Raw genomic sequence first — 22,950 nt, 5'->3', positions numbered from 1 at the left:
TCGGAGGATTGGAAGATCCTCCAAGGTCGGTGTCCATCCCGCAAGACCCTGTTCACGGACCGGACCGTTACCCGGCGGTAGCCAGCGCTCCGGCGCCGTACGGCATGTCCCGGTAGAGCACGGCACGCTCGACCGCGCTCCAGGTGGTGGAGGTGACCACGTACAGCGCGGCGGCGAGCGGGACAAAGGCCACGGTGAACAGAGTCATGAACGACATGAAGGGCATGACCTTGGTCATCGCACTCATCGCGCCCATACCGGGCATCTGCTGCCCCGCGCCACTCTCCGTAGCCGCGGACGCGGCCATCTGCGCCTTCGTACGCCGGAAGTTGAAGGTCGCGACGGCGGCCACGATCGCGAAGAGGCCGAGATAGACGAGCCCCTGCGCCCCGAAGACCCCGCCGTCGGAGAGCGCGTCGGCCCACCGGCCGCCGAGGGGCGCGTCGAAGAGCTTGTGCTGAAGCAGCGCGTTGGCTTCACCGCCGATGCTCGAGCTGGAGAACAGGTGGTAGAGCAGGAAGAACGCCGGCAGCTGGAACAGGCTGGGCAGGCACCCGGAGAGCGGCGAGACCTTCTCCGCGGCGTGCAGCTCGAGCACCGCCTTCTGCAGCTTCTCGGGGTTCTTGGCGTGCTTCTTGCGCAGCGCGGCGATCTGCGGCGAGAGCTTGGCGCGCGCCTTCTGACCACGGGCCGAGGCCCGCGACAGGGGGTGGACGAGGAGTCGTACGCACGCGGTGAAGAGCACGATGGCGGCGGCCGTCGCGGAGGCGTGGAAGAGCGGGTCGAGAAGGTCGGCGAGGGAGCCGACCAGGTCAGCGAAAGTGGACATGAAGCCGGAGAAGAAACCGGACATGGAGAAGCCCTCCGAGGGTCTCGTCGTGCCGAGGAAAAGGGGCGGATGCTCTTTTCGGCGTGACGGCCCACGAAGGGAGGAGTCGGTTTTCCGTGCTCCCTACGCGGCCGTCATGACGAGACGACCCGGTGCTCGGGGCCGCCTGCGCCCGGAGGCGTCGGGATCGCGCTGCGGCAGGAAGGCCGTGCGCTTCTCGCGGTCGCGGATGGCGGTACGCACCCGGGCGTGAGGCACGGGGAGCGCGCAACGCGCGGCGATCAGGGAGCAGAGGGCGAGCGCGGAGCCCGCGGCGGCGGTCGCGGCGAGCGCGACGGCGGCGGTGAGGCTGCTCGCGTCGAGGAGGACGACCTCGACGAGGAGGAAGAGGAGAAGTCCGGTGGGCCGAAGGGCGGCTTTCCAGCTACGGATGATGTCCCGCACGACTCCGCTCGCCCTCCTCTCCGTTGCGACGTAGCGCGTACTGCCCGTTATAGCGGTATCGCGTACTGCCCGTTATACAGGATGCGTTTCTCCCGAGGGAGGGGCACGGGTACTCAGCGGGGGTGCATGGACCGCAGCTTCCCCCACACGACGAGCCGGTACTTGGAGGTGTACTCGGGGGTGCAGGTGGTGAGGGTGATGTAGTAGCCGGGATCGCTGTACCCGTGCCGGGCCTTGACCTCGCTGCGTGGAACCGGGCGGATGACTCCGCTGTCCCGGGCGGAGGTCTGGCCGAGGGTCTTGTCGACGACGTACGTATAGACGGCCCGCTCGGTCTCGACGACGAGCTCGTCCCCGTGCCTGAGCCGATTGATGCGCCGAAAGGGCTCCCCGTGGGTATTGCGGTGCCCGGCGAGCGCGAAGTTCCCGCCCTGACCGGGCTGGGCGGTGCGCGGGTAGTGCCCGACGTACCCCTTGTTGAGTACGCCGCTCTTGCTGATCCCCTCCGCGACGGGCACCCGTATCCCGATGCGGGGAATGCGGAGGACGGCGTAGGCCTGGTCCCAGTCGGGGGTGGGGGCGGGTCGGGGCCGCCGGGCCTGCCCGGAGGCTTCACCGGCGCCGTCGTCGGCACCGCGGTCCGCGGCACCTGAGTGGAGGCCGGGCTCCTCGGCAGCGGTGCTCGGCGGGTCAGAGACGTCAGAGGTCTCAGAAGTGTCAGAGGCGGAGGAGCTCCCCCACTGCTGCTCAAGGGCCTGCACCTGGCGCTCGGCGCCTTCGCGGGCTTGCCGATTGGTCCACCAGAGCTGATGGACGACGAGGAGGAGCAGCACGAGCCCGCAGGTGACGGCAGCTTCGGCACCACCCCACAGGAGCCGGGCCGCAGGCCCCCGCCGCCCCCTTGGCCCCCGCCCCCGGCGCCCCTGCACGACAACAGGAACCGTCCGCACCCGCACCCGCCCCCGCCCCTGCTCCCGCACGCCGGCACCTCCTCCCAAGAGGGCGGCAGGTTAAGCCCAAGGCCGACAACTAGCCATGCCGACGAGGCCACGGCCCCACAAAAGCGCGGCGGCCTCGCTCACCCCTCTCCGCCCTGATCTGCACGGCAACCCTCCTGCAACGCCCCCACTCGGCAGTACGGTGTCCCGTATGCGCCCCGACACGCCTGCCGACCACATCGCCGAAGCCGAGCGCCTGGAGCGGACCGCCGGCTTGTACCCCGAGGACACCGAGCACCTGCTGCTCCAGGCCGCGGCCCACCTGGAACTGGCGGGCGAACGCGACCGCGCGACCACGCTCTACGACCGCCTGCTGGCCCCGGACGCCCCGCACCCCGCGTCGGCGCCGACCCTCATCCGCGCCCTGAAGGCCTCGAACCTCTGGGAGTACGGACACGAGGCGGAGGCAAGGGCGATCATCGACGGAGTCCGGGCGGCGACGCCCCGCGACCCGGCGCCCTGGGTGATCGTGGCGGAGTCGCTGGAGGCCCACGACGAACTGACCCAAGCCCAGGAAACCTTCACCCAGGCACTGGACCTCCTGCTGGGCACCGCGTCGACCCCGTCGTACGACCAACGCCCGCTGCTGTTCGGCCGCCACAGGGTGCGCCGCCTGCTGGGCGCGGAGCACGACGCGTGGGACGCGCTGGCGGACGAGATCTCCACGTCCCCGGTCTCCTTGGACGAACTGCACGACCCAAAGCGAATCTGGTCCCTGGGCTCGGACAACCCCGCGGAACTACGAGCAGAGATCTCCCGTATCCAGGCAGAGTTGGGCTCATACAGGGAGGCACTCTCCCGCCCGTTCCCGGTAGCGGTCCTGCACTGGCCGGCACAGGAACTAACGGAACTCCTGACGGCGTACCCCAGCCTGGAATCGGAATACCCGTCCCAGGAGGCCCACTTGTCGACGATAGAGGAATCGCTACGCGAACTCTCAGCCTCGGGCACCCCCAACCTGGGAATCGTCACAGGCACAGTCCCCTCCTACGAGGCTTTCGCAGCCTCAGAGGGCACGGCCCCGACGGACGCGTCCCTACTACCGCAGTACGCGACGACGCTGGCGGCGCGTGGGCGTGCGGTGGGGTGGCCACCGGAGGCGGGGGCGGCTTGCTGGTGCGGGTCGGGGAGCAGCTATGGGGAGTGCCACGGGGGCGACACAGCCTGACCATGCCTCCAGGGATTGGGAGTTCAGGCAAGGACTGGCTCCCGATCACAGATCGCCCTGACGCCCGGTAGTAAGAGACGAGAGTGCTGTGAGTACCGCGAAACCGTCCTCGCCGGCTGTCTCCGCCAGAATGAGTCGCCAGGCCAGACGGGACACCGCACCCGAAGTGGCGGTGCGCCGTCTGCTGCACGCCTCAGGACACCGCTATCGCCTCAATGAGCGCGTTCCAAACATGCCTCGCCGGACAATTGATATCGCCTTCACCCGCGCCAAGGTGGCTGTCTTTCTCGACGGCTGCTTCTGGCACGGCTGCCCTGAGCACTCGACGCAGCCCAAAGCGAATGCCGACTGGTGGCGGCAGAAGCTCGACCGCAACATCGCACGAGACCTGGAGACAAGCGAACACCTGGCCGAATCAGGATGGATCGTTCTAAGGTTCTGGGAGCATGAGGCGCCTGACAGGGTGGCCGAGCAGGTGGCAGCGACCGTAGAGCGGCGGCGCCACCCGGAGCGGTCACGAAGCAACGAGGGAGAGCAGTGAGCGGCTTAAGGTTCGTGGACGTTTGCTCGGGTGGTGGGGGTCTGGCACTGGGCTTGGAGCAGGCAGGTTTCGAGCCGGTGTTGCTACTGGACGACAAACCAGTGGCCCTCGAGACGCTACGAACCAACAGGCCGACGTGGAACGTACTGAGAACGGACCTCCTGGATTTCGACCCGGTCGACCATCAGGAGACCTACGACGTTGACTTGCTGTCCGCCGGCCTCCCTCGGGTCAAATCCTCAGCAACAGCGAAGCGCGTCGAGACCGGAATCGAACTTGAGCTGCTCAAGGCCACCGTTCTCCTCGCGCACGCCGTGCAACCACGCGCCCTGCTCATCGAGAACGTCCCGGGCCTCGTCGACGCCGAGGCATTCGAGGAGGTGCGCTCCTTCATTCAGGGAGAACTTGACCACCTCGGCTACAAGTTCCACTGGTTCGTCCTTAATGCGGCCGATTTCGGCGTCCCTCAGGACCGCAAGCAGGGTGTACTCATCGCATTGAGAACCCAGTACTTCGACGGCTTTCAGGTGCCCGCTCCGACCGTGGACCGGCACATTGTGGTGGGCGAAGCACTTCATGCCTCGATGTCCGCGCGAGGCTGGACGGGCGCCGCCTCGTGGGCGACTCAGGCAGACCAGGTCGCGCCGACCCTGGTGGGTGGATCGGAGAAACGCGGAGGCGCCGATCTCGGGCTGACCGGTACCAAGGAAGCATGGGCTCGAATGGGCATCAACGGCAACGCTCTTGCCGACGAGGTCCCCGGACCGCAGGGGATCCAGGAATCGGATACTTCCGGCTCCCCTTTGAAGAAGATCACGGTGGAACAAGCGGCGATCCTTCAGTCTTTTCCCACCGACTGGGTCTTCGCAGGCAAAAAGACGGCTCGCTACCGGCAGATCGGCCACGCCTCGCCGCCGCCCGTCGGCAAGGCACTGGGCAAAGCGGTGGCCGCGGCCCTGCAAGCCTGACCACCCACCGGTAGCCATCGATCGACTTGCAACACAGGCATGAGCATCACCTGCCGCCGGCTACACTTCGATCCCATGACCCCCGCGCATCCGAATCCGCCCCAGCCTGCAGATTTCCGCATTGTGGACCTGTTCGCGGGACCTGGTGGTCTCGATATCGCAGCCACGATCATGGGAGTGGAGAGTGTAGGGGTCGAGTGGGACGACGCCACACGGGCCACACGTACAGCGGCACAACTGCTGACGACCGAGGAGAAGGACGTTGCGGCCCTAGGTCCTTGCGACGCCCAGGTCAAGGGCGCGAACGTACTCACCGGCGGCCCGCCGTGCCAGACGTTCTCCGTCGCCGGGAACCGCGAGGGACACAAGGCTCTGGAGGACGTGCAGCGGCTGGCCACACGCTTGGTGCGCCCCAATGACCTGGTGACCTTTGAGACTGTCTGGAAACAAGTCAAGGCCGAGACCGACGCCCTGTCGGACAACCGCACCGGACTCGTGCTCCAGCCGCTGCGCTGGATCATGGAAGCCAAGCTCAGGCGCAAAGAGCCTTACAAGGTCGTCGTACTCGAGCAGGTACCCACCGTCCTACCGGTGTGGAAGCACTATGCCGAGCTCCTCAAAACGATCGGTTACGCCGCTGCCGCCCACGTGCTGCACGCCGAAACGTTCGGTGTTCCTCAGACCCGTCGACGCGCCGTGCTGATCGCTCAGTACGCTCCGGGAAACGAAGACATGGACGTCGAGTTTCCTCGACCGACCCATCAGCGCTACCGCCCTGGAGTGGAACGGCTTCCCGAGCAAGGGGCCGCTGACAGGCATCCTCAACAGGAGACCCTGGATCAGGGTCGGCAGGAAGTGCTGTTCACCGACCCGGACAGCACCACGCCGATCACCCGGTGGACCGCGATGCAAGACGTGCTGCATGACCGGCCTCGAGACTTCGAAGTGGTCTCCAACTACGGCTCGGGCGGTGACCCCAAGAAGCGCGGCCGTCGAACGTCCGAGGAGCCGGCGGCAACAGTCACCGGCAAGATCCGGCGCAACCGTGTCTTCCTCCTGAAGGAGACGAAGTCGGGCACGAAGGAGATCGGCGAGGAGCTGGAGCGGCTGACCGCGAAGGAAGCGGGACTGCTCCAATCGTTCCCCGCGGCGTACCCGTGGCGCTCGACCGACGTGGCCCAACAGATCGGCAACGCCATTCCGCCCCGTCTGTCCCTGCACATCCTGAGCTGCGCACTCGGTTTCGGGCCGCCGGAAGGAAAACTCTTCGAGGCACTTGAGGAGTGGCAGCCCCCGGCCGTCGACGAACCCGCCGAGAGCACCTGACGGTCCGGGGGTTCAGGGACCGGTCAGACGCTGCTTTCCTCAGCTGCTTCCTTCCCACGTACCGGCGCGTCCGCGAAGAGTTCCGCAAAATAGTCAGCCAACGCCTCCACCGAGTCGTCCGGAGCCTGCTCCTCGTCCGGCCCCTCCGGAAGCATCCTGCGGGGCACCGCAGGCGCCGATTCGGCAGCATCGATCCACTCACGCAGCGGCCCCGCATCGCGTATGACGTCCGGGGCAATGACGTCGTACATCAGGGTGGCCGCGGACGTATTGACGGCGCGTGCCAGGGCGTTGACATCACGGCCGGTACTCACGGTGCCGCGCTCGAGCAGACGCACCATCGCCAAGGCCGTGGGCCGGTGATCAATGGCGTCGAGACGCAGCGCGGTGTTGAGCATGTCCTGGTTGGTGCAGGCAGCCACCACAGGGCTGTAGTCGGAACCGTTCCTGAACAGTTCGGCTGCCCACCACAAGCGAGCGAAGGCCTGCGTGTAGTGCGCACCGCGGAAGCGAGTGGCCGCGACCTGCGGTGTCTTTCCCTCCTTGGGTTCCGACATGTGGCGCCAGACGACGTAATCCGGGGCGACTCCAAGAGCCAGGTAGTTCCACAACTTCCTGTCCGCAGCCTCTCGACGGCTGAGTCGCAAGGTGGCATGGAGCCGCGTGGCCAGCCAGGCGTCGGCCTGGGTCACCTTGGCGTCGCGGTACGCGTGCATGGTGTCATCGACAAGGTCGCGTACCGGATGCAGGGCTGCCCGGGCATCGTCTCCAGACATTGGCTCGGAAACCTTGTTGAGCGCAATGGCGGGGACGTCCTCCTTCCCGGCGAGCAGCCCTTCTGTGAGGTACTGGGCAGCATTGAGATCGGACAGCAGCGCCAGGCGTTCCGGCAGGTGAGACGGCTTGTGGGTCATGCGTCGTTCCCTTGGTGCAGTCGGTCCAGACCTCGAATGGTGGTGGACAGGGCCTTGGGGACATCAGCTCTACGCGTGGCTGCGAAGTGGATACGGGGCTGAAGATCGATCCACCCGGATGCTCCGGTACGGCGCCGATGCACCTCACGCAACGCTTCCTCGAGAGGGCGATCGGGAACGACGTCCGGAAGCATCTCGCGGAGCACTTCGCCCCGCCAATCGTGTGGAAAGAGCGGCGTACCGTCGTCCTCTACTTCCAGATCACCGATGGCGGTGTGAAATACGGCGGTCCAGACGTCCGTGCACATCTGGGCCAGCAACAGATCGCGGACCAGGCCCTCCTCCGAGGACCCGTTGCCGCCTACCAATTCGGTGATGCCTTCGAAGTCGATATTCACGTGTACGGCGGGCAACTCGCCGGACGTGTCCACAATCCAAGGCACCTCCTTGAAGGGGCGTAGCCACTCCGGTCCCTCACGGAAACCGACCTCGATGACATCGAGCTCACGCTGCCGCAGGGGCGCCTTGGACGCCAGATCGACGATCCACTCCCTCTCGGATGTGGCGATGACACGTCCCGGCACGCCATCGACCGTGGCCATCACATGAACGGTCAGTGCGGCTCGGTCCAGATGGTCGGCACGCCACAGGTCCAGCGTGCCTGTCCATTCTCTTCGACCCTCTGTCCGTGACTCCAGAACGACTGCGGTCCGTGCATTGGTTGCCTTCTCGGTCAGGACTGCAGCGACCGACACATCGCACCAGTACCCGTTGGATTCCGTGGCGCCGGCCGGAATGGTGGCCGACAGTTTGAGACGGGCGCTCTCCCAGTCGTCCCGCTCCGCCCGGCCCAGCGCAACTACCTGCTCGACGACCGAGAACGCCTTGGTGTCGAGCGGCTCGCGGCTCTCACCGGGTACCTTCACTTCCACGGATGTCACGCGCAACGACACGGCACCGCTGAGCCGCCTATACGGGTAGGCCTTCATGCCTTGTCCCCCTTGTCCGTCCGGAGTTCGACGACAAGGCCGGTGAGCGTCGCTCGCACGGGATGACTCGATACGTCGGTGACGCCGCTGAAGACGGCAGTCCTTGCGCCGGGAGTGAAGTGCAGTGCCCCGTCGATCAGTTCACAGTTGTGGACGGCTGCGAGTTCCGACCAGGCCACCAGGGGGCGGGGCCCCGATCTCACGTCCAGTTTGGCGACCGGCACAAGGTGCCAGGCCTCGCCCCCACGTGGCACCTTCACTTCCGCCGTGATACGCCACGCACCGTCGGCTCCGACTTGTGCGTCCAGTTCGTCCAAAGTGGGAAGACCAGCCGTGGCCGAGGCCCGAGCCGGGCGTTTGCCACCGACTGCCAGACGCTTACGCAGTCGATCGGTGCCCGCGCGTTGCCTCTCCTTGGGCACTGCCACGAGCGCACGCACCGCATCGTTCGCCTCGCGTGTCAGATGGCCGATCCGTCGGTACGCGGAAGGCGAGTACTGCATACGCAGCTCTTCCGTCTGTCCCCACTTGTCATGCTCGGGGGGCTCAGAGGCGCGCAAGAATGCCTCGGCCTCATCGGCGAAAGGAGCATCCTCACCCGCAGCGCGCCCGGCGAGAAGCACCGCCTGGAACGGGTCGGTACCCAAACCCAGGCCCGGGACGGACTTCGCCCTGACCGTCATCCGATTGCCACGCATCATGGTCACTGTGTTGTGTGGCAGGGCGTCCTCATCGTCAGCTTTTGTCACCAGGAGGACCGCTCGATGCTCACCGCCGCTCCTTCGGCCCTCCCGACCGGGCACGTTCAGCGGAACCGTCGTCATGGCCACCTGGCCCGACTCTGTCAGGCGCTCTACCGTCGTACCTTCCAGGAAAGCTTCAAGCGCGCGGGTCCGCGAGGGCTGGGCGGCGCGGGGATCGACCCGCTCCTCCGCAATGATCTCCATACCGTTACGCAGCGTCCGTACCGAAGCCTCAAGCAGCGGCTGACGGTTCCCACCCGTGGTCATCGCAGCCCAGAAATTTCGCCCAAGAGCCTGAACGAGGCGCTTGTGCATGCGATGCACGCTGTCGTCATCCTCAGTGCCGTCGCCTTCAGACGCCGAGGAGGGATCAGCCAGGCTCGCCACGTCATGTGCGCCCACGATCAGGAAAGAGGTACCGGGTTCGCTGCTCTCCCGTGTGAGGTGCAGGCGCTCGACCGTCTCCTCGCCGGCCCACCACGAACGGGCGACTTCCTCACCTTCCACGTCAGGGTCCGGCCGACCCAGCCATGCGGGCCCGGCCCAGTGTCTGCCGTCGACCTCGCGCCACGGGAGGTCGAGCCGCCCGATGAGCCGTCGCTCGGTCCGACCTTCGTGCGGTTCGGACAGAGTGGAGTTGATGATCACAAGGCCGAGTCGACTGGTCGCCCAGAGTGTCGCCTTGCCGAGTCCGTAAGAACCACCGGCGCTGCTTGCGGACTTGTGACTGTCGAGCTGCCGTCGAACAACAGCGGCGAACCGACCCGTCTCATAGTCGTCCCCGGTCAGGCCGGACGCGTTGTAGTCATCGACTCGCAACAGCACCAGTCTGTCCCGCGTGTACATCTCATGCAGTCCGGCAGCGATGACTCTTCCAACCTTCTGGTCCTGCGCCGCCGCCGCCTCGTAGTGCGGGAAGAGCTCATCCCAGCGAATCGCCTCACGGAACCGTGCGAGATTCTCGCCTGTCAGTTCCTCAAGCGTGTATCGAACACGAACCGGTTGGCCGTGCTCGGTGAGGCGCTCGTCGAGGCTGTTCTGAGTCGCTTCGCGAGCCAGAACTCCCACATCGGCTTCGAAGGCAAAGGCCGCGGCGTTGCCGAAGTCGCGGCCTCCATCGGCGTAGGCCGGACGGTGACACCAGGTGACGGGCCGACCGACGAGGGTGTCCGTGGTGCGGCTGTGGATCGTTCCCAGATCCGTACCGAGAGCATCCGCGATCTTCCTGATGGTTTCATCACGAGGCGTGGCACGCCCGGTGATCCAGGCCGAGACGGCGGCACGAGTCACACCCACCGACTCCGCCAGCTCCGTCTGTGTCTTCCTGGCTCTCTTCAACTGGCGGGCCAGCCAGGGCCCGAAGTCTTCTCCACCGTCCACGGCGACCTCTCCTCAGCTGCTGCCAGCGTTGCGGAGCACAGCCTACCAGCAGCATTTGACATCACAGGGTTTTGTACAACACTGGTTGACAGTGACCGAGCGACGGTCGAAGGTATCGGCAGGGCCTAATGCGAAATTTGGACCTTAAAGATACCTAATGCCCCAATCGTACGGTCGGGGGGTTCCTTTCCTGCGGACGTCCCCGAGGGGCCCCGGAGGGGAATGAACCGGTCTCCCCCGTTCCACATCACGTCCGTCAAAGCCATTGCAGATAAGCCGAGTTCACCCCTAGAGTTCGATTTCTCTCAACCGCCCCACGGGAATCACCTGTCGAGAGGGCTTATTTCTCATGCCTTCCCCCGTTGGAACTCTGAACTGCGCGCCACCTCAACCGCCCGCCAGCACGTTTCAACGGATCGAGAATTCCTGTGCCCGAAAAGTTCGAGAACGAACCCTCCCTCAAGCTCATGCGTTGGATCGTCTCTCAGTACGACGCCCGCGAGGGTAAGAAGGACCGGGAAGAATTTCTGGCCGAGCGGCAGATCACCCACGGAGTCATCCGGACGTATCGCAGGCTGCTCGAAATCGTCGACCGCAGGAAGGTTTCTCCCCCGAACGGTGCCGGTAGCGCCCGCCATCACGGACCCCGTCGCCGTACCCGGCGCATTCGGACCGGACCTCCCGGACATCCCGGCGCCAGTAGCCACTCGCCCGGGAACCGTAGCCCCCGCACCCACGTCACCGTCATCATCATCGACTTCGATCTGCCGTAATCCGCACCGAGTTGCCAGCCCACAGGGCTATCGTCGTCGAGAGAGCCGGTCGCGCGTCATGCGGCGCGGCCGGCCTCCCGCGCCTCCTCCTGTTCCGCCCTCAGTCACAGAAACGGAAATACCGTGAGCCACCTCAACTCGGCGGACACCGCGGAGTCCTCACCCGTGATCAAGAAGGTCGTCGAGCAATCCAAACGGGTGCTGGAGACCTACCGTGTCGACCCGGGACTGATTCAGGAACATGCGAACGGCGAACGGCGGATCACCCAAGGTGGTTACGGAGATCGGCAACTCTTCGAACTGATTCAGAACGCGGCGGACGAAATCGCGAACGAACCCGGCGGTAGCGTTCATTCCGTTCTCACCGGAACTCATCTCTACTGTGCGAATGAAGGGACTCCGGTCACTCCAGAAGGCGCTGAAACCATCCTTCGGATGAGCGTCTCGAAAAAACGTGGCGGTCAGATCGGGCGCTTCGGCGTGGGAGTAAAATCCGTTCTCGCGATCACTGACACGCCTCAGTTCTTCAGCAAGTCAGGCAGCTTAGAGTTCGGATTCGGTTTTGATCGCGACTGGGCTTTCTCACGAATCAGCGAGGCATGTGGGGAAACTGTCGGGGAGGAACTCGAGGCTCCCGTTCTCCGTATGGCCCGGCCTCTCGATGTCGCCACAGAGCGAAGAGACGACCCCGTACTCGACGAACTCCTCGGCTGGGCGACCACGGTTGTACGTCTCCCCCTGCTCGGCGGAGCCGCCGGGCGGCTTGCCGGTGACATGCACCAGGGCCGCAAGGACGACACGCGGAAGGAATTCCCGGCGCGGTTCCAACTCTTCTCCCACCACGTCGGAACCGTGGTACTCGAAGACCGCCGTGCGATGCCCCCCGTTCGTCGCGTCATCAAAGTCGAGCACGAGGGATTCCGCCACACGATCCACGAGCAACGCACGGGGCAGCAGGCGTCACGTACCGATTGGAAGGTGTTCACCCACGCGCACCGTCCCACCGAGGCGGCCCGCCGCAGTGCCGGCGAGATGCATGACCGAGGGACCATCGACATCGCTTGGGCCGTGCCGGCTTACACCGGCGACAAGTTGCTGACCGCTCCGCGGGGACGAGGGGAGTTCTGGTCGTTCTTTCCGACCAAATATCCCATGACGTTGAGCGGAGCTCTGAACGGCGCTTGGAAGACCAATGAGGACAGGCAGAACCTGCTCGATGCGAGTCCTTTCAACGAAGAGATCATTCAGGTCGCGGCCCGCCTGGTCGTGGACTCCCTGCCGCACTTGGCACCTGCACAGGACCCGGGCGCCTACCTACCGCTGCTCCCCGGTCGGACCAAGGAGTCCGAAACTCTCAACTGGGCCGACCAGCAACTGACCGAAAAAATCTGGGAGATGGCAGCGCAGCGCCCCTCCCTCCCCGACCAGGACGGGATCCTGCGTATCCCCCGGGACCTTCGCCTCCACCCGGACCTGGGTAAGCGCGGGAAACTCCAACTGCAGTGGTTGGAAATGTGGAACGCCTATCCAGGGCGCCCTTCCGACTGGATCCATCCTTCGGTGGAAGCGGCGGAGATCCGATCGGGCAAGGTCGAGCACATCCTGTCGGCGGCCAAGTGGGAACGTGCCACGGTCCGGGAGTGGCTGGAGGCGCTTGTAGCCGATGGATCGGCCGATGCCTCGGCTGTATCGATACGGATCCTCGCAGACATGATCAAGGACTCCTCTCCCTTCGCCGACGAAGCCCGAACAGCGCGCATCGTGCTGACCGAAGAACACGGCATGGTGCCGCCGGTCGCGGGAAAGGTCTTCCGGCGAACAGTCCAGGACGGTCTCAAGGACGACCTCGTCTATGTCGATCCCAAGCTGTCGGAAAACATGCCCCTCTACTCGGCCCTCAACCTGATCGGCATCCGCGAAGCGGACGCGCGGGGGCGATTCGTCGGAGTGCTGGACCAAGGGTTCGATCACTACTCTGCCCAGGACTGGACCCGATTCTGGGAACTGTTCCACACTGCAGGCGGCAGCCACGTCTCTGCCGAAGTGCGTAGCCGCGTGCCCCTTCCTCTGGCGACCTTGTTCGTCCGCACCAAGGACGGCCACTACCACCGGATGCAGGACTGCATGATCCCCGGCCCGGTGGTACCGGCCGACGGCTCACGTGACGCCTCCGTGGCGGTGGACATGTCCTTCCATTCCGACGACATGGCCGTCTTCCGCGAGTTCGGACTACTGGCTCACCCGACCGGCGGGTGTCGACCGGAAGGCGAGCCATGGTTCGACGAGTACCGCACGGCAGTTTTCGACAGCTACTGCCGAAGCCTCGACAGCAAAGCCAGCCGCCCGACGATCTCCCGACTCAAACTCGAAGGCGCGGCTGTCGGCGGCCCGTTGCATTTGCTGCCGAAACTCTCGGACGAAGGAAAGGCTGCCTTCGTCAAGGCTCTCCCGGACGAATCCGTCATTGATGTCTGGACCAGGCAGATGGGTGCGCAAGCCACCACCCGCAAGGCCGTCGTCTCCCCACTGCGCTGGATGGTGCGCCGTCATGGACTCGTCGCGACGTCGAAGGGCATCGTAAGACTCGCGGACGCGGTGGGACCTCAACTGGGCGCCTACAGCGATGTGTTGGCCGTCGCCGATATCAGCCCGGAGAAGGCGCGCAAACTCCACCTTCCGGTGGTGGTGGACGACGTACCGGAGGCTCAATGGGAAGCGCTGATGCAAGAGCTCCTCCGAAGTGAGGACGACGTCTTCGTCGGCCACACCTACGTGATGCTGACGCGTCTCCAAGTCGCCTTCCCCGAGAACTCCCTGACTCGGTGTCGCATCGGGGCGGAGTGGAGCACCCGGGAGGACGGCGAGATCGCCGTGGCCGCCACGCCCGAGGAGTACAAGGCTCTTCGGGCCGAGCAGCTCCCGGCCCTCCTCGCAGGCACTCCGGAGAATGCTGAGCTGATGACCGGCCAGTGGGGCATGCTGCGCTATTCCGACGTCATCAGTAAAGAGACACGGCACGCGGCTTCCGCGGAATCCATCCCCTTGCGTGACGCATTCCCCACACTTCGACAGAGGTTGGGGAACTCGATCAACAACTACGACCTGCAGCATTGTTCGGAGCTGGAGGAGGTTGTGCGTACTCCGAACGGAATACGCACAACCCCCCTGAAGAGTGCGCTGCTTGGCACCACGGTGCTCGTTCTCGCCTCCGCGGACCGGATTGCCATCCTCAACGCAGCCGACCGAGAACTCCGCTGGGGGTTGGGCGAGTCCGGGTGCCGAGCAGTGCTCGAAGCGCAGCAACGGCAAGAGCAGGACCAGCAACTACAGGAGTCACTCCGAGCCGTGCGCGAGGCAACGTCCGTAGTGGAGAAGCTGGAGTTGCTGGTCGGTGCCGATTCTCTACAGGCAGGTCTTCCTGCCGGCCTACTGGCCAGTGAGCAGGCCGACCTGGGCGGCGCCGCACCGTCCGCTCAGCGCATCGCACAGATGGCGTACAACGCACACGGCGACGGAGTGCTGCAGGTACACGTGAAGGACCTGGCAGCTGCATATCCCAGCCACGCCCCCTCGTCATTCACCGGCGCGACCCCCGCGGTGAAGTTCGTCTCCGATCTTGGCTTTCCCGACTCCTTCGCCGGCGTTCGCACTCCCCCACTGGCACCCCGACTCGACGTCGACGGCCCCACGGAGTTCCCGCGACTCCACGACTACCAGGAGCGCCTGGCTTCCAACGTCTTCGCCATGTTGGACCGGCTCTCCCCGCAGCGCGGCATGCTGTCCTTGCCCACCGGCGCGGGCAAGACGCGTGTGGCCTCCGAGGCGGTCATCCGCTGGATCAAGCAGGACGGGCAGCTCGGCGGTCCGATCCTGTGGATCGCCCAGACCGAAGAGCTGTGCGAACAAGCTGTGCAGAGCTGGCAGTTCGTCTGGTCCAAAGTGGGTGCCGAGAGCCCCTTGGCCATCAGCAGACTCTGGTCGTCGAACGAGGCCGGGCCCGTCGCCGACCGCCCGCACCTCGTCGTGGCGACGGACGCCAAACTGCGCGTCACCCTCGACACTCATGCGTACTCCTGGCTCCGCAAGGCGTCCCTGGTCATTGTGGACGAGGCGCACATGGCCATCGCGCCGCAGTACACGGAGATCCTCGGTCTGCTCGGTCTGACTCACTCCCGTACCGATCGCCACCTGCTGGGTCTGACCGCGACGCCCTTCCGCAATACCAATGTCGAAGAGACCCAGCGACTGATCCAGCGATTCGGCGGCCGTCGTTTGGACGACGGCATTTTCAGCTCGGGCGACCCCTACGCCGAACTGCAAGAACTCGGCATGTTGGCCCGAGTGACGCACAAGGAACTAGCGGGCGGTTCAATCGAGTTGACCCGCGACGAGCAGGAACGCGCTACTCAACTGAGCGTTCTCTCCAAGGCCGCTGAACAACGCCTGGCCGACGACAACGACCGCAACCGACGCATCATCGACGAGATCCTCGACATGCCCAAGAACTGGCCTGTCCTGGTCTTCGCCACGTCCGTCGGTCACGCCAAGTTCCTCGCGGCAAAGCTCAACGACAAAGCCATCACCGCCGCGGCCGTCGACTCCACGACCTCTTCCACCGAGCGCCGACGACGCATCGACTCCTTCCGGCGGCGACAGACCCGCGTCCTCACCAACTACGGGGTCCTCACCCAGGGATTCGACGCCCCCGCCACCCGCGCAGTCGTCGTGGCACGACCCACGTACAGCCCGAACATGTACCAGCAGATGATCGGTCGCGGCCTCCGTGGCCCCCGTAACGGCGGCGAGGACACCTGTCTGATCCTCAACGTCCGGGACAACATCGCGAATTACGACAAGGCCTTGGCCTTCACCCGGTTCGAGCATCTTTGGGGTGCCAAGTGACCAGCATGTACGCGGACAGCCCCGCACTCACCTCGGAGCAACAGGCAGTCGTCGATCAGCCCTGGGACGCCAGGGTCCTGGTGACGGCCGGGCCCGGCGCAGGCAAGACCCATACCCTCGTGCGCCGACTCGACGCCCTGGTTGGGCACGAGGAGGAGGCATTGGAAGCCGGCGAGATCCTCGTACTCAGCTTCTCGCGGGCCGCGGTCCGCGAGCTGCGTGAGCGGATCTCCACCCACGGTCGACGTGCCCGGCGAGTGCGTGCCCAGACCTTCGACTCCTGGGCTTACACCCTGTTGACCAGCGCCTATCCGGACCATGACTGGAGCCGCTGCACCTTCGACGAACGCATTCGCGAGGCCGAGAAGGCCATCGCCAAGGGAGCAGTGGAGGCCGGGGAGTCCGGCACACCCGCGCATGTGGTCATCGACGAGGTCCAGGACCTGGTCTGCGACCGGAGAAACATGGTGGAGACGCTGCTGGACCGATTCCAGAACAGTTGCGGATTCACCGTGGTGGGGGACGACGCGCAGGCCGTTTACGGCTTCCAGGTGTCCGACCCAGATGCCCGGGCCGCCGAGACCAACTACTTCTTCGATTGGCTGCGCGCATCGTTCCCCGATGACTTGGTCGAACTACACCTCTCCGCCAACTTCCGTGCTCGTACCCCGGAAGCAGGCACAGCGCTCTCCATGGGGTCGACGCTTCTACGGCTGCCGTCCGACACCACCGAAGCTGCGGCTGCCGGCGAGGTTGCCTACCGAGAGCTGCGGGAACGTCTTCTTGCCCGCCCTCATTTCGGCGAGATCGCCGATTCTTTCGTCGTCGGCTCACTCCGCGACTACCCGGGTACGTGCGCGGTCCTCTGCCGGGACAACAGACAAGCGCTCGTCCTGTCCGAGACCCTGTTCCAGCACAGCGTCCCTCATCGGCTGCAGCGCGCGCTCCAGGGCCCTCCGGTTCCAGCATGGGTTGCCGGTCTGCTGAGTCATACCGGTTCCACGACACTGGGCGAGCATCGCTTTCGCGAGATCCTGACCGGAGTGGGAATGTTGCGCGACGTCGACGTGGCTCCTCTGTGGCGGTCCCTGCGCGGAGCTGCCCGTGGCTCACGCGGTCTGCTCGACGTCACCGCGGTACGTCGGCTCATCGCCGAAGGGCGCTTCCCCGACGACCTGGCCGCAGCAGAACCCGCCCGTCTCGTGGTCTCCACGGTTCATCGGGCCAAGGGGTTGGAGTTCGACCGAGTGATCGTGGTCGAGCCGGCCACCGTGGCCGAGTTGAGGAAGCAGCACACGCACATCGATCCAGCAGCCGAGGCGCGGGCCTTGTTCGTCGCCATGACGAGACCGAGGGAGGATCTCTACCGGGTCGCCGCACCGCAGTCCACATTGGTCCGCCGCGATCGCGTCACCAACCGCTGGTACGTGGCCGGCTGGAAGTCGTACGCACGCTACGGCATCGAGGCGACCGGGCATGACGTCTGCCGCGAACACCCACCGGGCACGGACGGCTTCGACTCCGATCCGATGGCAGTGCAGGAGTACCTCACCCACACCGCACGCGCAGGCGATCCACTGGTCCTGCGCCGTCTCCACGAGCTGCAGGCGGACGCCGACCAAAGTCCCCCCTACGCCGTCTACCACGATGGGGCCCCGGTCGGCCTGGTCTCCAAGAAGTTCCGTCAGGACCTGTACTCGTCCCTCAAAGTCAGCCCTACCTGGACAGTCAACTGGCCCACGGAGATCTCCGGATTCCGGGTCGACGCCATCGAGACCGTGGCCGGCAGCACGGCCTCCGGGTCGCGAGCCGGGCTCGGGGAGCACGGGGTCTGGCTTGTGCCGCGTATGTCCGGGCTGGGGCGCTACAAGTGGGGCGGACACGCTCAGGAAGGCCACACTCGATGACGAACGATATGAGCGAGCACGCAGCGCACTACGCAGCCCGCGACGACCTGGTCGCCCAGCTGCGCCGCGACCTGCTCGGGCCAGGGACCGACGACGAGATCCTGTCCCAGGACCCTCCGATCACCGCCTATCCGATCGGCGTGCTGTTCCCTCGTGCGGCAAGCAACTCGGCCGAGGACGAGCTCACCGCCGACATCGCCGAGGAGGCGGGCCTCGACGACGCTCCCATACTGAAGCGGAGAGACATCGAGGACTGCGTCCCGGACCTTGGCATCTCCCTGGCCAACGACCGCAGGCCGTCCTCCATGGGACTCACCTTCGCGGTCGATCCCGAGGTAGCTCGTAGGGTCGTCATCACGACGGAAGCGGCTGCCTACGACCCGGTCGACGCGGAAGGGCGGCCGGTGGCGGCGAAGCGTTCGGAGGCACGCAGCACGTCCGAGCAGAACGAACGCTGGCAGCGTCGGCCGCTTACCTTCCCTTCGATCACGGTGGACGTGACCAAGCCCGGTGTACAGCCCGAAGAGCCTGTGTCCGACGAGGTGAGTATCCGTGCCCTCGTGCGGAAGGCCTCACCCGACGGAACCGTCACGGTCACTGTCACCCTGATCAATGAGAAGCGGGTCGGCGAGCGAGAACTGCAGGACGCCTTCAGCCTGTTTCAACCCCGTCTCACAGTCAGAACTCCCGCCGGGGAACTTGCCTTCGTGGACAGGCAACCCCCATCGGGGGCTGCCGATACGGAGCAGGCCACCAGCAGACTGCTCCACCGACACGCCCCGACGTTCGCAATGGGCCATGGGTGCGCGGCCGATTGGGACTGGACACCTCCTCGCGTCGGCGCACCGATCCTCGGGCCCGCCGCGATCGCCGAGGTCCGGACCGAGTTCGTACCTACCCATGAAGTCCTGCTGACCGACAGCAACCCTGAGATCGACGCCTCTGCCCTCACCATGCATGGCCTTGCGACCCGCTCGGATTCGGAAGTCCTGTCAGTGCTCGAGGGGCTACTTGCCGGATACGAGGAATGGATCGGCCGCAAGCGGTCCGAAGCAGAAGCTTTGGCAGACACGCCGTTCGGCACCGCCGCACTGGATCAGGTTGAATCGTGCGGCGTAGCGCTTGACCGCATGCGGCGAGGTATCCATTTGCTCGCGGATCGGGATCAGCCGGAGATCATGCGAGCGTTCAAACTCGCCAACGAGGCCATGGCACAGCAGCGGGCTCGCAGTTCCTGGGTAAAGAACGGTCGAGCGGGGACACCCGACACGACCTCGGGGCGCTGGCGCCCCTTCCAGATCTCCTTCGTACTGCTCTGTCTCGAAGGAATCGTCGACCCTGCCCACGAGGATCGAAAGGTCGCTGATCTGCTCTGGTTCCCGACAGGCGGTGGCAAGACCGAGGCGTATCTGGGCCTGATCGCCTTCACCACCTTCCTGCGCCGTATGCGACTGGAGGAAGACGGCGCCGGTGTGACCGTACTGATGCGCTACACACTGCGGCTGCTCACCCTGCAGCAGTTCGAGAGGGCCACCATCCTCATCTGCGCGATGGAGCAGATGCGCCTGGCCGACGAAAGACTCCTCGGCAGCGATCCGATCTCCATAGGAATGTGGGTCGGCCAGTCCGCCACACCGAACATGCTCAACATCGCCGCAGACAGCTTGGTGGAACTTCGCAAGGGCAAGTCACTTCAGGAGAAGAACCCGGTCCAGCTCCACGCCTGCCCATGGTGCGGCACCCGTATCGACGCCCATCAGTACGAGGTGGACGACGAGGCTCGACGCATGCACGTACGCTGCCCCGATCCTTCCTGCGACTTCCGTGAGGGGCTGCCCGTCCACCTGATCGACGAGGCCGTCTACGACGCGCGCCCCACTTTGGTGATCGCCACGGTGGACAAGTTCGCCTCCATGCCGTGGCGCGAGAAGACGGCAGCGCTCTTCAACCGGGATCGTGCGGACCGCACGCCTCCCCCGGAGTTGATCGTCCAGGACGAGCTCCACCTCATCTCCGGGCCACTCGGTACGCTCACCGGCCTGTACGAAACGGCGGTGGACGTCCTCGCCGACCAACCGAAGGTGATCGCGTCGACGGCGACCATCCGTCGCGCGGGCGACCAAGGAAAGGCGTTGTTCGCCCGTCAGGTCTCACAGTTCCCCCCGGCCGGACTGGACTCCAGGGACTCCTGGTTCGCCGTGGAGACACCGCGTGAGCACAAGGCCAGTCGGCAGTATGTAGGCCTGCTCACGCCGAGCACCAGCCAGTCGACCCTGCTGATCCGTACTTACGCCACGCTGCTGCACCAAGCGAATCGCACCGCGACCTCAAGCGAGGTACGTGACGCCTATTGGACCTTGGTCGGGTACTTCAACAGCCTGCGGCTGCTTGCCGCCGCCGACCTGCAGGTTCGGGACGACGTCGAGGCGTACCTGGAGTACCTGGCCGACCGTGACGGCACCGAAAAGCGGACCATCATGGAGATGACCGAGTTGACCAGCCGGGCAACCTCCAGCGAGATCCCCGCACGACTCAAGCAGATCGAGCGCCGGTACCCCCATGACGAGACGGTCGACGTTTTGCTGGCCACGAACATGATCTCGGTCGGGGTCGATATCGATCGCCTCGGACTGATGGCCGTCATGGGCCAGCCGCAGACGACCGCCGAGTACATCCAGGCAACCAGCCGAGTCGGACGAAGTCATCCGGGTCTCGTCGCTGTCATGCTCAACTCGTCCCGTTCCAGAGATCGTTCACATTACGAGAACTTTCTCCACTTCCATTCGGCGCTGTACCGCGAGGTCGAATCGACGTCGGTAACCCCTTTCTCCGCCCGCTCCCGCGATCGTGGGCTCCATGCCGTGGTCGTCGCGCTCGCTCGCATCCTCATCCCCGCTGCCCGTCCCAACGATGGCGCTGGGCGTATCGACGAGTTCCGCGACGAACTCCAGGACAAGATCAGGCGCATCCTGCTCAGTCGCGTGTGGGACATCGACAGGGACGAGTACGAGGCGACCGCCCACGCCTTCGACGAATTCGTCGACTGGTGGGCGGGGGAGGCTGAAGCGCAAGGCGGCCTCTATTACGAACCTGTGCGCGGCAAGAGGTCCCCCTCCCTTCTCCGCGGTTACGACGACGAGCTGAACGAATCAGCCTGGCCGACCCTGTGGAGTCTGCGCGATGTGGACGCCGAGACCGCTCTGTTCATGGAGGCATCCCGATGACCCCGCCCCCTTCCCGTCGTCGCCGGGGCGCAGGCGCCCCTGAACGCAGCTACCCTCGACGCGGCTCGGTCCGGCGCGCACAAATGATCACGACGTACGGTGTCGGGTCGATGATCGCTGTCGACAGCGAGTCGTTCATAGTGGCCGGCACGGACTCCTGGAACATCGGTGCGGCCCCGACGATCCACGAGCACCGGCTCCAGCGCATTCTCGGCGTGCGGTCCTTCCGTCTGCCCCCCGCCTCGAACGACACGAGTAAGGACGGCGTACGGGTACGACGCTTCCCGCTCTGGCATTCCTGCCCGATCTGCAGCTCCCTTCAGCACGTGCGGGGATTCAACTCACCGCCGGGCAAGAACGAATGCGGTGACTGTCAAGAGGGCTTGGTCCCCTCACGTTTCATCGTGGCATGCGCCGCCGGGCATATCGACGACTTCCCGTACTGGAAATGGGCGCACCGCGACAATCGCGCGGAGGGCGCGTCGGGCCACTGCGGAGGTGAGATGCGTATACGGACCAGCGGTCGGACCGCTTCCCTGCGGTCCATCGTCGTGTCGTGTACCTGCGGAATCCCGGAGGTCTCGATGGAAGGGGCGTTCCGGCGCACGGCGCTGACCAAACTCAAAGTGCGATGCGAGGGCAAACGGCCGTGGCTCAAGGAAGCTCCTGCCCAGCCCTGCTCCGAGCCGCCCCGCACACTTCAGCGCGGTTCGTCCGCGGCATGGCAACCGATCGTCAAGTCCGCGCTCTCCATTCCGCCATGGAGCGACGGCCTGGCCGACCGTCTCGCGCCCTACTGGGACGATCTACGCAACCTCGAGCGCTCTGAGATTCCCTTGTATCTGAAAATTCTCACAGTGCGGGAAGGCGGCGAGATCTCCACAGAGGCCGTCCACGCTCTCCTCGATGCCGAACTGCACGAGGACTCAGGGCTCGACCAGGAACCCGGCAGGGACAGTGCCTACCGTGCTCTGCGCAACCAGGAGTACATCCACCTGCGAAGCGGAAACGCCGAGCGCGACGGGTCCAGGGAGGAGCAGTTCGTCTGCGAGCCCCCGACAACTGGTTCCGAGGATCTGACACGACTCGGTCTGGCCCGCCCGATGCTGGTCAAGCGTTTGCGTGAGGTCCGGGCTCTGAAGGCGTTCTCACGCGTGGAGTCCCCGGACGCCAACGCTGATGTTCACGAGGCCCAGTTGTCCCTCACCCGCATGGACTGGCTACCCGCCATGGAAGTCCAGGGGGAGGGAGTATTCCTCCACCTCGACGAGGAGAAGATCGACTCCTGGGCCCGGAGCGCGGCCGTCGCCGCGCGAGTGGAACGCATGCGGAGCAACCACCGGCGTCTCCTCCGCGAGCGAGCGACGGACCCGACCTCCGCACCCGAGTCCCCAGCCACCCCCCGCATGGTCCTGCTGCACACTCTGGCCCACATATTGATCAACGAATGGAGCCTGGACGGTGGCTACCCGGCGGCAGCGCTACGGGAACGCCTCTACTCGGACGACACCATGGCCGGCCTGCTCATCTACACGGCGACCAGCGACTCAGCGGGCAGCCTCGGCGGTCTCGTCGCGCAGGGGGAACCCGATCGCTTGGCCGTCGCGTTGCGGTCCGCCTTGCACCGGGCGGAGTGGTGCTCGGCCGACCCTCTTTGCATCGAGTCGGAGGCAAGCGGAGCGGGAAGTGTCAATCTCGCCGCCTGTCACGCCTGTGTCCTGCTGCCTGAGACGAGCTGTGAGCTGAACAACGGATTGCTCGATCGGGCTCTGCTCGTGGGGACGCCTGAGGATCCCTCCATAGGATTCTTCCGGCGCACGGCGACTCACTGAACGATGGCGCAT

15 protein-coding genes are annotated in these 22,950 nt (G+C 65.5%); 9 read left to right on the top strand and 6 right to left on the bottom strand.

Features of this window, described 5'->3' with window-relative positions; genetic code table 11:
• Positions 1 to 67 precede the first annotated feature (67 nt).
• The 3 genes from AB0M70_RS05425 to AB0M70_RS05415 all read right to left on the bottom strand — a co-directional run bounded on the left by AB0M70_RS05425 (position 68) and on the right by AB0M70_RS05415 (position 2,202).
• Positions 68 to 829 (bottom strand): YidC/Oxa1 family membrane protein insertase, encoded by a 762-nt coding sequence (locus tag AB0M70_RS05425; RefSeq protein ID WP_365816617.1) that lies wholly within the window; start codon positions 827 to 829, stop codon positions 68 to 70.
• Between the two features lie 123 nt (positions 830 to 952).
• Positions 953 to 1,273: a DUF6412 domain-containing protein gene (locus AB0M70_RS05420; protein ID WP_365816615.1), complete on the bottom strand. Its 321-nt coding sequence runs from the start codon at positions 1,271 to 1,273 to the stop codon at positions 953 to 955.
• Positions 1,274 to 1,386: 113 nt separating this feature from the next.
• The gene (locus AB0M70_RS05415; protein WP_365817552.1) at positions 1,387 to 2,202 is read right to left on the bottom strand and encodes a class E sortase; all 816 of its coding nucleotides are present in this window, start codon (positions 2,200 to 2,202) and stop codon (positions 1,387 to 1,389) included.
• 220 nt (positions 2,203 to 2,422) lie between these two features.
• Between AB0M70_RS05415 and AB0M70_RS05410 the strand changes: the two genes are divergently transcribed.
• From AB0M70_RS05410 to AB0M70_RS05395, 4 genes are all read left to right on the top strand, one after another.
• Positions 2,423 to 3,439 (top strand): SEC-C domain-containing protein, encoded by a 1,017-nt coding sequence (locus AB0M70_RS05410; protein ID WP_365816613.1) that lies wholly within the window; start codon positions 2,423 to 2,425, stop codon positions 3,437 to 3,439.
• 130 nt (positions 3,440 to 3,569) lie between these two features.
• On the top strand, positions 3,570 to 3,980 hold the full coding sequence (locus AB0M70_RS05405) for a very short patch repair endonuclease (protein ID WP_365816611.1): 411 nt from the start codon (positions 3,570 to 3,572) through the stop codon (positions 3,978 to 3,980).
• Positions 3,977 to 4,948, top strand: a complete 972-nt coding sequence (locus AB0M70_RS05400) for a DNA cytosine methyltransferase (RefSeq protein ID WP_365816609.1) — start codon at positions 3,977 to 3,979, stop codon at positions 4,946 to 4,948. Before AB0M70_RS05405 ends, AB0M70_RS05400 begins: the two co-directional genes overlap by 4 nt.
• Before the next feature lie 75 nt (positions 4,949 to 5,023).
• Positions 5,024 to 6,274, top strand: coding sequence for a DNA cytosine methyltransferase (locus AB0M70_RS05395; protein ID WP_365816607.1), 1,251 nt, complete (start codon positions 5,024 to 5,026; stop codon positions 6,272 to 6,274).
• Between the two features lie 23 nt (positions 6,275 to 6,297).
• Here the strand turns inward: AB0M70_RS05395 and AB0M70_RS05390 are convergent, their stop codons facing one another.
• The 3 genes from AB0M70_RS05390 to AB0M70_RS05380 are packed head-to-tail and all read right to left on the bottom strand — an operon-like array spanning position 6,298 to position 10,300.
• The gene (locus AB0M70_RS05390) at positions 6,298 to 7,188 is read right to left on the bottom strand and encodes a DUF6339 family protein (RefSeq protein ID WP_365816605.1); all 891 of its coding nucleotides are present in this window, start codon (positions 7,186 to 7,188) and stop codon (positions 6,298 to 6,300) included.
• A complete protein-coding gene (locus AB0M70_RS05385; RefSeq protein ID WP_365816603.1) occupies positions 7,185 to 8,177 on the bottom strand; it encodes a hypothetical protein in 993 nt (330 codons plus the stop codon). Before AB0M70_RS05385 ends, AB0M70_RS05390 begins: the two co-directional genes overlap by 4 nt.
• A complete protein-coding gene (locus AB0M70_RS05380) occupies positions 8,174 to 10,300 on the bottom strand; it encodes a helix-turn-helix transcriptional regulator (protein WP_365816601.1) in 2,127 nt (708 codons plus the stop codon). The genes AB0M70_RS05385 and AB0M70_RS05380 overlap by 4 nt, the downstream gene beginning before the upstream one ends.
• Positions 10,301 to 10,728: 428 nt before the next feature.
• Here AB0M70_RS05380 and AB0M70_RS05375 point away from each other — a divergent pair, with 428 nt between their 5' ends.
• From AB0M70_RS05375 to AB0M70_RS05355, 5 genes are all read left to right on the top strand, one after another.
• Positions 10,729 to 11,073 carry a hypothetical protein gene (locus AB0M70_RS05375; protein ID WP_365816599.1) on the top strand — a complete coding sequence of 115 codons (345 nt, stop codon included), beginning with the start codon at positions 10,729 to 10,731 and terminating at the stop codon, positions 11,071 to 11,073.
• A gap of 123 nt (positions 11,074 to 11,196) precedes the next feature.
• Complete coding sequence (locus AB0M70_RS05370) at positions 11,197 to 15,975, top strand: DEAD/DEAH box helicase family protein (RefSeq protein ID WP_365816597.1); 4,779 nt, start codon at positions 11,197 to 11,199, stop codon at positions 15,973 to 15,975.
• A gap of 5 nt (positions 15,976 to 15,980) precedes the next feature.
• Entirely contained in the window at positions 15,981 to 17,882 is a 1,902-nt protein-coding gene (locus AB0M70_RS05365) for a UvrD-helicase domain-containing protein (protein WP_365817550.1), read from the top strand.
• Complete coding sequence (locus tag AB0M70_RS05360; protein ID WP_365816595.1) at positions 17,879 to 21,106, top strand: helicase-related protein; 3,228 nt, start codon at positions 17,879 to 17,881, stop codon at positions 21,104 to 21,106. Before AB0M70_RS05365 ends, AB0M70_RS05360 begins: the two co-directional genes overlap by 4 nt.
• Entirely contained in the window at positions 21,103 to 22,938 is a 1,836-nt protein-coding gene (locus AB0M70_RS05355) for a DUF1998 domain-containing protein (protein WP_365817548.1), read from the top strand. Before AB0M70_RS05360 ends, AB0M70_RS05355 begins: the two co-directional genes overlap by 4 nt.
• The last annotated feature ends 12 nt before the right edge of the window (positions 22,939 to 22,950 follow it).

It is taken from the genome of Streptomyces sp. NPDC051214, assembly GCF_040682375.1.
Lineage (GTDB): Bacteria > Actinomycetota > Actinomycetes > Streptomycetales > Streptomycetaceae > Streptomyces.
This window is presented reverse-complemented; position numbering and strand designations above follow the sequence as displayed.

What these genes read in the sequence shown, in the direction of transcription:
- AB0M70_RS05355 (WP_365817548.1), top strand. Translation starts at nt 21,103, where the DNA reads ATGACCCCGCCCCCTTCCCGTCGTCGCCGGGGCGCAGGCGCCCCTGAA.
- AB0M70_RS05390 (WP_365816605.1), bottom strand. Translation starts at nt 7,188, where the DNA reads ATGACCCACAAGCCGTCTCACCTGCCGGAACGCCTGGCGCTGCTGTCC.
- AB0M70_RS05360 (WP_365816595.1), top strand. Translation starts at nt 17,879, where the DNA reads ATGACGAACGATATGAGCGAGCACGCAGCGCACTACGCAGCCCGCGAC.
- AB0M70_RS05425 (WP_365816617.1), bottom strand. Translation starts at nt 829, where the DNA reads ATGTCCACTTTCGCTGACCTGGTCGGCTCCCTCGCCGACCTTCTCGAC.
- AB0M70_RS05410 (WP_365816613.1), top strand. Translation starts at nt 2,423, where the DNA reads ATGCGCCCCGACACGCCTGCCGACCACATCGCCGAAGCCGAGCGCCTG.
- AB0M70_RS05365 (WP_365817550.1), top strand. Translation starts at nt 15,981, where the DNA reads ATGTACGCGGACAGCCCCGCACTCACCTCGGAGCAACAGGCAGTCGTC.
- AB0M70_RS05395 (WP_365816607.1), top strand. Translation starts at nt 5,024, where the DNA reads ATGACCCCCGCGCATCCGAATCCGCCCCAGCCTGCAGATTTCCGCATT.
- AB0M70_RS05405 (WP_365816611.1), top strand. Translation starts at nt 3,570, where the DNA reads ATGAGTCGCCAGGCCAGACGGGACACCGCACCCGAAGTGGCGGTGCGC.
- AB0M70_RS05385 (WP_365816603.1), bottom strand. Translation starts at nt 8,177, where the DNA reads ATGAAGGCCTACCCGTATAGGCGGCTCAGCGGTGCCGTGTCGTTGCGC.